Origin of the sequence: Colwellia sp. Bg11-28 (assembly GCF_002836245.1) — a bacterium.
Taxonomy (GTDB): domain Bacteria; phylum Pseudomonadota; class Gammaproteobacteria; order Enterobacterales; family Alteromonadaceae; genus Colwellia; species Colwellia psychrerythraea_A.
On record NZ_PJBA01000006.1, the window covers coordinates 1,223,177 to 1,232,957 of the forward strand.

8 protein-coding genes are annotated in these 9,781 nt (G+C 37.6%); 4 read left to right on the plus strand and 4 right to left on the minus strand.

Annotated elements, in window-relative coordinates; translation table 11 throughout:
* Window positions 1-56 precede the first annotated feature (56 nt).
* From CXF79_RS12435 to CXF79_RS12450, 4 genes are all read left to right on the plus strand, one after another.
* A complete protein-coding gene (locus tag CXF79_RS12435) occupies window positions 57-1,109 on the plus strand; it encodes an AAA family ATPase (protein ID WP_011043584.1) in 1,053 nt (350 codons plus the stop codon).
* Between the two features lie 18 nt (window positions 1,110-1,127).
* Window positions 1,128-2,141, plus strand: coding sequence for a DUF58 domain-containing protein (locus CXF79_RS12440; RefSeq protein ID WP_101156309.1), 1,014 nt, complete (start codon window positions 1,128-1,130; stop codon window positions 2,139-2,141).
* Window positions 2,138-4,375 carry a transglutaminase TgpA family protein gene (locus CXF79_RS12445; RefSeq protein WP_232769162.1) on the plus strand — a complete coding sequence of 746 codons (2,238 nt, stop codon included), beginning with the start codon at window positions 2,138-2,140 and terminating at the stop codon, window positions 4,373-4,375. Before CXF79_RS12440 ends, CXF79_RS12445 begins: the two co-directional genes overlap by 4 nt.
* A gap of 209 nt (window positions 4,376-4,584) precedes the next feature.
* Complete coding sequence (locus tag CXF79_RS12450) at window positions 4,585-4,944, plus strand: DUF4870 domain-containing protein (RefSeq protein WP_011043581.1); 360 nt, start codon at window positions 4,585-4,587, stop codon at window positions 4,942-4,944.
* A 7-nt stretch (window positions 4,945-4,951) separates the two neighbouring features.
* Here CXF79_RS12450 and msbA read toward each other — a convergent pair whose 3' ends face one another.
* The 4 genes from msbA to CXF79_RS12470 are packed head-to-tail and all read right to left on the minus strand — an operon-like array spanning window position 4,952 to window position 9,639.
* Window positions 4,952-6,706: a lipid A export permease/ATP-binding protein MsbA gene (msbA, locus tag CXF79_RS12455; protein ID WP_101155255.1), complete on the minus strand. Its 1,755-nt coding sequence runs from the start codon at window positions 6,704-6,706 to the stop codon at window positions 4,952-4,954.
* Between the two features lie 5 nt (window positions 6,707-6,711).
* Window positions 6,712-7,632 carry a lysophospholipid acyltransferase family protein gene (locus CXF79_RS12460; protein WP_101155257.1) on the minus strand — a complete coding sequence of 307 codons (921 nt, stop codon included), beginning with the start codon at window positions 7,630-7,632 and terminating at the stop codon, window positions 6,712-6,714.
* A complete protein-coding gene (locus tag CXF79_RS12465; protein ID WP_011043578.1) occupies window positions 7,622-7,852 on the minus strand; it encodes a hypothetical protein in 231 nt (76 codons plus the stop codon). Before CXF79_RS12465 ends, CXF79_RS12460 begins: the two co-directional genes overlap by 11 nt.
* Entirely contained in the window at window positions 7,846-9,639 is a 1,794-nt protein-coding gene (locus CXF79_RS12470) for an AMP-binding protein (RefSeq protein ID WP_101155259.1), read from the minus strand. Before CXF79_RS12470 ends, CXF79_RS12465 begins: the two co-directional genes overlap by 7 nt.
* Window positions 9,640-9,781 lie beyond the last annotated feature (142 nt).

Sequence of the window (9,781 nt, forward strand, 5' to 3'; positions counted from 1 at the left end):
TATTCTTCATTCATGATAAAACGTCTAATTAACTCTTTATAATTAGACGTTTTTTTATGCTTCAAACGCCGCCCGTTATCGATCAAATCCAAGCTAGCCAGCAGTCCATTAATGCCATTTTACATAAAATTGAAACCGTAGTATTAGGTAAACCCAAAGAGTGTCGTTTAGCGCTTGCCTGTTTACTTGCCCAAGGGCATTTATTAATAGAGGATTTACCCGGTATGGGTAAAACCACACTGGCTCATGTATTAGCAACCACACTGGGTTTAAGTTATCAGCGCACCCAATTTACCAATGATTTATTACCGGCTGATGTTGTCGGTTTTTCAATTTTTGATAAAGAGACTAATCGCTTCGAACTTCACAAAGGTCCGATATTTAATCAAGTGGTACTTGCTGATGAAATAAACCGAGCGAGTCCAAAAACACAGAGCGCACTGCTTGAGGCCATGGCCGAACAACAAGTCAGTATCGATGGTATTACCCATGAATTACCTACGCCATTTTTTGTGATTGCTACTCAAAACCCACTCTTTCATGCTGGAACTTATCCCTTACCTGAGTCGCAACTAGATCGATTTATGATGCGATTATCTTTGGGTTTCCCAGACTTAAAAGCTGAAAAGCAGATTTTATTGAATATGAGTCAGCGAACAAATCAAACATCAAAAAATGTGAAGGTAGATAACGAGGCGATGATCGAACAAGAAGAGCTTATTGCCATACAAGAAGCAGTAACTCAGGTTAACGTATCAAATGATGTGCTTGATTATGTTATTGCCTTAAGTCATGTCAGTAGACGTGCTTATAGTGGTCAAGCTAATGTTGCAAACACCGCATGGGATAATTCGCCTGAAATTAACTGTAAACCATTATCACCAAGAGCATCAAAAGCATTATTACAAGCGGCTAAAGCAATGGCTTTTATTGATAATCGTGATTATGTTTTACCTGATGATGTGCAAGCAGTATTTTATGTTGTCTGTCAGCACAGATTAGAAATGCAACCGAACCAAAAAATAGGGTCGAATCAGGTTGATAGTGCTAGTGTGGCGAATCAAATACTTAACTGTGTTGATGTGTTAAACCCCCTTGGTTATTCATAAGGTCTACTTATGGGAGTAATGACAATATTTTCATTGCCAAAATCAATCAAAAAACTGGTTGATAAAACCTTTGAGCATTGGCTTTCTCGCAGGATCCCTAATAGGAAAGAACATCAACTAAACAGCCGTAATATCATGATATATCCAACACGCTTTGGTTTGTCGTATCTAGGATTTGTTGTGCTGGTTTTTTTATTGGGAACCAACTATCAAAATAATATCATTTTATTATTTAGTTACTTACTGACGAGTTTATTTATTAGTGTGATGTTACATAGCTTTTATAATTTTTCACAATTGCGCTTTTATAGTATGGCCAAACAACTGGGTTATGCAGGCGACGAGTTAAAATTTCCTATTCAAATAAGCTCGGTAAAAACGCATTATGATATAAATGTTCATTTTACCGATCGCACACTAAATAGCCAAGTTGAAAAGATCGGCCAATGTCCGCAGGGCAGTCAAGAAATTAACTTATCATATAAATCATCTAAACGTGGCAAGCACAACTTGGGTAGAGTCACCGTATTTAGTGAGTATTCTTTAGGTTTCTTTAAAAGTAAGACACTTTTAGATTTTGGCCACTTCGCCATTATTTACCCTAAACCAGCCAACTTAATTGTCGGTCAATATCAGTTGTCTGCTCATTCAGACGAACCGAGTATAGAAAGTTATCAAACGTCTAATTTAGTGGGTACCGATGATTTTTCAGAACTTAAAAGCTTTGTCATAGGAGAATCGAGAGCCAGAACCGCTTGGAAGCAGTTAGCCAAAGGGCAAGGTCACTATTCTAAACATTATCAAGCAAGCCAAGGTCAATTAACGTGGTTAAAACTTGATGACATGCCAAGTAATGATGTAGAAACGCAATTGTCTTATTTGTGTTATCTAGTCAATGAATTAACCGCAACCAATCAACATTTTGGGTTAGCGCTTTCTACCGATATCAATAATAAGTCAATGAATATCTCACCTAACGCTGGCTATAATCACCAACAAGCTTGTTTAACAGCACTGGCATTATATTCATGAATTTCTTCAAGATGAAAAATACTCAGCCATCCTCGGGCTATCTTGGTAAAGGCAAGAATAAAACGACAATAAACTTTAGCTTAAGCAGAAAAAATGCTTGGTTACTCTGGTTATGTCAATGTTTAAACATAGCAGTTATCGCCTTAGAATTAAGTACTTGGATGCTTGCGATTATTTCATTGTCACTTGTATGGCAGGCACTTTTATTACATCAAAACCGACACCGAGTTAAAGCGAGTAATAACAAAAGTACTGGTAAATATCCTAATCGTCGCCAAAATAATGACCTAAACACGCATCATAATAGGCAACGGGCCTTCAATGTTGCACCTATATTGCTCGGGATGTTTGCCTTGTTGGGCTGCTTAGCCATTGCGATTACGGCAAAAGAAGTCGGCATACTAACAAGTATGCTGCATTTACTTTGTTTTTCTTATGTACTTAAAGCCTTTGAACTAAGAGCCCGTAGTGATTTTTATCAGCTATTACTTTTAGGATTATTTGTGCTGGCCTCTTCGCTTATTTTTAGGCAAGATTTAGCTTTCACCCTTATAACTTTCATCTTATTGGTTATCAATTTAGCGGTGTTGTTACAACTTTTCTCATGGGAGAAAACTTTTGCAACGAATATAAAAGTAGTAGCTATTTTATTGGGGCAGAGCACTTTATTGGCTGTTGTACTCTTTTTAGTATTTCCTCGGTTATCACCTTTTTGGCAAGTCCCAATGGCAAAGTCAGCTGAAACTGGTTTGTCTGACACTGTTAAACCTGGCGATATCGCCAATTTAACGCGTTCTACTAAATTGGCATTTCGCGCTGATTTTGGCCGCCAAAAAGTGCCTGCTTATTCACAGTTATATTGGCGTGCAATGGTGTTAGAAGATTACGACGGTCAACAGTGGAGTAGACAAAAGGCGTCGAGAACAACACCATCAAATAAAGCGGTGAGTTCAGATAACAGCTCAAGTGATAAACCTTTAACGTTTGATGCTAGCACAACAGATGTTTTGCCCTTAAATTATCAAGTTATTGTAGAGCCGAGTTATCAGAAATATCTATTTGCATTAACGCCAGCGGTTGTCGCAGGTGACAAAAGTGGCATCAATGCTCAAGCTGGCTTCACCTTTCGCAGCACAAGAATTATTAGCCAAGCTAAATCTTATCAATTAACTAGCTATTTAACTGCGCCATTAGCCCTTGAGCTATCACAAAAAAGTAAGCAGGTTAACTTGCGTTTTCCTGCGGGGAGTAATCCAAGGCTAGAGCAGTTTGCTCTGCAATTACAGCGCAACTACGCTGATGTGCAAGCCAGGGCACAAGCAGTATTAACATTTATCAACAAGGAAAACTATTCATATACCTTGCAACCACCGCTCCTTGAAAATAACAGCTTGGACCAATTCTTTTTTGACACCCAATCAGGATTTTGTGTTCATTATGCTAGTGCTTTTACCTTTTTAATGCGCGCTTCAGGTGTTCCTTCACGTATGGTTACGGGCTATTTAGGCGGCGAATATAATGGTGAGGATGCACAACAATCAAACTCAATAGGGCACTTGAGCGTATACCAATATGATGCGCATGCTTGGTCTGAAATTTGGGTAGCAGATAAGGGCTGGCTTCGTATTGACCCAACGAGTGCAGTAGATCCCCAGCGCGTTAATTCTGGTTGGTCGTCTGAACTTCTACAGCAGCAATCAGCACTTAATAATAATTTAATCAGTTTATATCAATTAAAGAATAGTGCGCTGTTGAACGCTTTACGTTTACAATTTGATGCCCTTGATTACCAATGGACCCGTTGGGTTATTGGTTTTACCACCAAACAACAATATAACTTATTTAAAAACCTATTTGGCAAGATGGCTTCGTGGAAATTTGCACTAATTATTGGTGTTTCATTGATTATCAGTATGGCTACGCTTATGTTGTTTTTGCATCTGTTAAATCGCACTAAGAAAAAACAGCAAGTATTATCTAAGTGGCAGCTAGTTTATCAAAAAGCGTTGGCTCAATTAGCAAAGCAGGGCATGGAAAAACCGGCAGGAATGACAGTTAATGATTTTGCAAAACAGGTAAGAGCTCAGTATCCAGAGTTAGCCATTGCCTTTACTCGATTGAGCACCAGTTATAATACCCTGTGTTATCAAACGCTATCGACCAATGACCAAGATAAATTAGCATTAACTATGCAGCAACATTATCAACAGTTCCTCCAAATTTTGAAAAATTAATCATAAAATATTTTTCATTACCTTTATTCATATAATTGAAACATTTAACCAGTAGTCTAGGGATCAGGGAAGATATTTACCTTGTCGAGTGGCGTTATATCTTCTAAGTTTAAAGTAAGCCTAAGTTAAATTTTATCTTTATTTTATGTAGGAATAGCACTCATTACTTAGGCGGATTTTTACGTAACATTATAAATGGAGAACCTGTTATGCCAAATATCCCAAGTGATTATGACAATATTTTTGAGCGAAAACTGAGTCTAGCTGAGCGTTATAGAATGGCTGTTTTGGTGGCTGTGATAAGCTACTTTACTCTAATTGGCTGGATAGTTGCGCTGATTATTTATGATAAGCACCAATCATCATTAGCAAGCTTTCATTTACGTCAATCGTTAGGTCTCATTATCACCGGCGCAATCCTTTCATTGATCCCTTTAGTGGGATGGGTACTAAACATAGGTGTCTTTTTAGGCTGGATAGTAGGTATTTATGCTGCTATTCAAGGAAAAGAATACAAAGTACCCTTGTTAGGTGATTTTTATCAACGGCACTTAGATTTTATTCAATAAACCTAATTTATTGACTTTGATATAGCGATTGATAATAACCTGCTTTAGCCTGTAAGGTTTTATGATTTCCTTGTTCTATCAATCTACCCTTATTGATGACGATAATTTCATCAACATGTTGAATGCTTGATAATTTATGGGCAATGATCAGCACTGTTTTATGCTGAGTTAAGCGCGTTAAGGCCTGTTGGATATGTTTTTCACTGTGATTATCTAATGCTGATGTCGCTTCATCTAATACGATAATGCTCGCATCGCGCAACATAGCACGAGCAATGGCTATACGCTGTCTTTGTCCACCAGATAAATTTCGACCATTTTCACCTATTTCGCTATTTAAGCCTAAGGGCAACTCTTTAGCAAAAGCCATCACATTAGCATTTATTGCTGCTTGTTCAATCTCTGAGTCTGTTACATCGCGATTACAACCAAAGCTAATATTGTTTGCCAGCGTATCATCTATTAAAACAATATCTTGTGAAACAAAGGCAAACTGTGCTCTAAGGGAGCTTAAGCTATAGTCTTCAATGGCAATATCATTAATTAAAATACTTTGCTTTGGCGATTGATATAAACGCAATAATAAGCGGGCTAAAGTGCTTTTACCGCTGCCTGATTCACCAACAAAGGCAACACTCGTTCCGCCTTTAATGTGCAATGAAAAATTAGAGAGTGCGGGCTGTGTTTTCCCCTGATAGGTGAAAGATAAATTGTTAAAGCGTATGTTTGAGCACGTTTTTGATAAGTGTTTTGTGCCGATATCATGTTCTTCTTGTTGATCTAAAAAACTAAATAAACTCTTGGCAGCTATTAAGCCTTTTTGTAATTGTTGATTGATATTACTGAGTTGTTTTAGTGGCTTAAGTAGTGAGCCCATGGCAATTAATATTAAGGTAAAACTGCCTGGGGTGAGTTGATTTAATACTTGGTCAATACTGGCAAGTAATAACACAGCAGCAATAGCGAAAGAAGCAATAAGCTGAATAACAGGATTACTAATGGCACTTGTCGCCTGAAGTTTCATATTTTGTTGGCGATTATTATTATTTGTTTTTTCAAACTGTGCGCTTATCTGTGTTCTAGTATCGAGTAAAACAATTTCTTGTTGATTCAAAATGGCTTGCTCTGTTTTGTTACTCACTTGTCCCATACTGTTTTGAAGTTTATGGCTAATATTTTTGAATCGTTTCGAAACCTTATTAATAATTAGCGCGATAATGGGGACTATCACTAAAAATATTGCCGTTAATTGCCAACTGTTGTAAACCATCATAGAAAATAATACCAGAATGATGACCGACTCTCTGATGGCAATAACCACTGCACTTGAAAAAGCTTGAGATAATTGCTCGGTATCATAAATTATTTTAGAAATAAGGCTGCCGCGACTATTTTGATCAAAATATGTGCGAGGTAAAAACAATAGTTTGTCAAAAGCTTGTTGTCGAATACGATAAGTAACTTTACTGCTGATGTACGCAATAGCATAACTTGAAGTAAAACTTGCGATACCGCGCAAGAAAAATATAGCTACAACTAATAAAGCGCCTAATTGTAGGGTGTGGCTATCGGCTTTACCTAAACCCTGATCAATCAGTGGTTTAACAAAATAAATCATACCGGCATCAACGAAACTGAAAAGGCATAGAGCAGCCAATGCAATAAAGATAAGTTTTTTATATACTCGATAATAAGAGAATAGCCGAGAGTAAAGGTTAGCGTTGCCGCTTGGTTTTGCTATTGTTTTACTGACTTGTGTCATGAGTTTTAATTTTTCCAACGGTTATATGACCAATACCATTGATTCGGGTATTGTTTGATTATTTGCTCAAACCGTCGGTAAATTTTTGCCATTATTTGCTCAACAGTTGGTTCAGTTTCTTGCTCTTCTGATGCTTGACTAGTTAGGTTTTGATTTAGGTATAAAGTTTCAAAAAACACTTGTACTTGTCCGTCTCCTTGATAAACCGCGTAAGCTAACAGCAGAGGTTTATTGGTCATCTTTGCTAATAACGCTATACCTGCGGGCGCCTTAGTTTCTTGACCAAAGAAGGTTACGTCTGTTTGGTTTGCATAAAGATCACAATGCAAAGAAAGATAAGCATTACCACCTGACATTTTTAACAGCTCACTAAATGCACTGCTTGAATTTTTATTGATAGCGGTAATATTAACAGCAGAATAAAAGTCCATTGAGTCTGCTAAGAAGCGCGGAATATTGGTTAAGGTGACAGATTCTTTAGCAAACTTGGCTACTGCTAATGGCACTGCTTCATAACAACCCAAATGCATAGTTGCAATACACGCCCCTTGACCTGATTGTAAAATACGTAAAGTATCCTCGTCACAGAAAATGTCAGGTTCAACCTCACAAAGCCAAAAAGATTCAGCCACGCCGAAGGCGCAATTACCATAAGCATCGAACGCTAAATTGGTGGCTTCTTTCATACTCAGTTCGGGCATTGCCTTAGTAATGTTCTTTATCGCTCTCACTCGTGTTTTTTTAGCAAAATATAATAGGGTTTTGCCGATATGTTTGATCAGCATTTTACGCTTATTTCTTGTTAGTTTGGTTAAACCTGCGAGCAGTAATCTCAGTAACTTACTGAGTGACTTTTGTTTAAATGACATTAGCGGCACACTTTCCATAACACTAGACTCTAATTTCTCTGAATTGTTAACTGTCATGGTGACGTTCAACCCAGCTAATGAACTGATCTATTTGTTTTAAGTTGGCTGATAACGCTTGTTCAAAAGGCAACTTCAAATTGAATTTTTGCTCAAGTTCAAGTATTAACATCATAAAATCAAATGACTTTATCGTGCCGAGTAAATGATCGGTTAAATCAGTTAAGGGGCAATGAGACTTTTCTTCGATAAAATGAATAATGCTTTGCTGTATTAACATGGTGTTGCCTCTTTGGGAGATAATTGATTACTGGTCTTGTTAGTGGCAGATGCTTGTTCGTCATTATTAAGCAGCGCCTTGATATCTACTTTTCCGCTGATATTGCGGGGCAAGCAGGCGTAGAGATTAAATTCATCAGGCACCATGTAAGCAGGTAAATGCTGTAAGCAATGTTTTCTTAATTGACTAATCATTTGCTGATTTGAATCGTCTGAGTGCTGAGCAGGGTTTGATATCAGTGCTGTCTCGATAAAAGCCATGATTTTTGTGTTACCCGCGATTTCGGTTTGTGTTGAAACTACGCACCAAGTTATGTCGTTTGAAAAGTTAACAATAGCGTCTTCAATTTCTGCCGCTTCAACCCTGTGTCCAGATATTTTGAATTGATGATCATTACGGCCGTGAAAAACGATGTTTTGCTGTTCGTCATAATAGACAATGTCACCCGTTCGGTAATAACGTATGGGGGCTTCTGCCATGTTGGAATTTAAGGTAGCTAAGGTAATAAAAGCTTGTTGTGTTTTATCGGCATCTTGAAAGTAACCGTCAACAAGCTGATCGCCAGCTAAGTACAATTCGGCTAAGGTATTGGCTGAGGTAATTTTTTGATTATCGGTGACTAATATCGCAGATAACCCAGGTAGGGCTTTACCAATAGGTACTGAGGCTGATTTGATGATTTGGCTATTGCTCAATTCATAATAGGTAGCCGTAATGGTGCACTCAGTTGGACCATAAATATTTATTACACGGCTATTATGAGCACATTTTTGCCATTTAAGGGCTTGATTGGTTAATAACTTTTCACCACCAAAGCAACTAACTCTTAGGTGTGGCAGTTGTTGTGGTTTGAGTAAGCTGAGCCTATCCATAAATGAAAGTACGGAAGCAACGCCTGAAAACACGGTTAATTGGTGTTGTTTTATAAATGCTATCGGACACATGAGCTGTTCACTCGGGATAACATAAAGTGCAGCACCTTTGCTCCAGCAACTGAACATGTCATGTACAGAGAGATCAAAAGATAATTCAAAAAAATGACTCACTTTGTCAATCGCTGTTAAGTGTAATAATTTATCGAGTCTACCAAGGTGACTGACAATGTTTTTATGGCTAACCGCAATACCTTTAGGGACTCCAGTACTACCAGACGTAAATAAAATATAGGCATATTGGTTCGTTGTATTTAGCTTGAAATCAGCGTCGTTCAATTGCGCTGATAATGGGGTAGAACTATTTGCTAGTGTAGATAATGGTATTGGAGTCGAAGAAGAACACATTGTCGCAGCCACTGCGACATCAATTTCGTCAATGTTAAAACATTGGTGATGCCAGTTTTTTGTTAACCATAAGGGAGTATCAGCGCCTAAGTAAATGACGAGTAAAGAAGATTCAGTTAATTGTAATAATTCAGACGGGTCTTCATTTTCAGCAACAAGCAGCACTTGGCTATCGATTTGTGACAATACTTTGCTTATACGATTGGCGGGCTGTTTATTATTAAGCGGAACATAGGCGTTATTGGTGCTTAAAATCGCTAATATGCCAGCATACATCTGCCATTGTCTCCCACCATAAATGGCAACGGGTTGCTGTTCTTTGTTATGTTTATTAGTGAGGTGAGCAATATAATTTCCCCAACGCTGGCTTAATTCAAATAACATTCGATAAGTAAATTTTTTTACTTGTGCACTATTGGCTTTACCGTTGCTATCTTCGGTATACAATGCGGTATTATCAGGGAACTGACGTACAGCGTTTAAAAAGCTTGCTTGGTATAAATTCATAATGATAATTCAGGAGCTGATTCGATGAATATAAATTTAACCAAAGTCTGAATTTAGTTCAGTATGAGTAATGTCGACAAACTGTCGAAACAATGTATATCTTTGTTAAAAAGTGTAAATTATAGCTAAAAATTAATAGAAG

What these genes read in the sequence shown, in the direction of transcription:
- CXF79_RS12435 (WP_011043584.1), top strand. Translation starts at nt 57, where the DNA reads ATGCTTCAAACGCCGCCCGTTATCGATCAAATCCAAGCTAGCCAGCAG.
- CXF79_RS12440 (WP_101156309.1), top strand. Translation starts at nt 1,128, where the DNA reads ATGACAATATTTTCATTGCCAAAATCAATCAAAAAACTGGTTGATAAA.
- CXF79_RS12445 (WP_232769162.1), top strand. Translation starts at nt 2,138, where the DNA reads ATGAATTTCTTCAAGATGAAAAATACTCAGCCATCCTCGGGCTATCTT.
- CXF79_RS12450 (WP_011043581.1), top strand. Translation starts at nt 4,585, where the DNA reads ATGCCAAATATCCCAAGTGATTATGACAATATTTTTGAGCGAAAACTG.
- msbA (WP_101155255.1), bottom strand. Translation starts at nt 6,706, where the DNA reads ATGACACAAGTCAGTAAAACAATAGCAAAACCAAGCGGCAACGCTAAC.
- CXF79_RS12460 (WP_101155257.1), bottom strand. Translation starts at nt 7,632, where the DNA reads ATGACAGTTAACAATTCAGAGAAATTAGAGTCTAGTGTTATGGAAAGT.
- CXF79_RS12465 (WP_011043578.1), bottom strand. Translation starts at nt 7,852, where the DNA reads ATGTTAATACAGCAAAGCATTATTCATTTTATCGAAGAAAAGTCTCAT.
- CXF79_RS12470 (WP_101155259.1), bottom strand. Translation starts at nt 9,639, where the DNA reads ATGAATTTATACCAAGCAAGCTTTTTAAACGCTGTACGTCAGTTCCCT.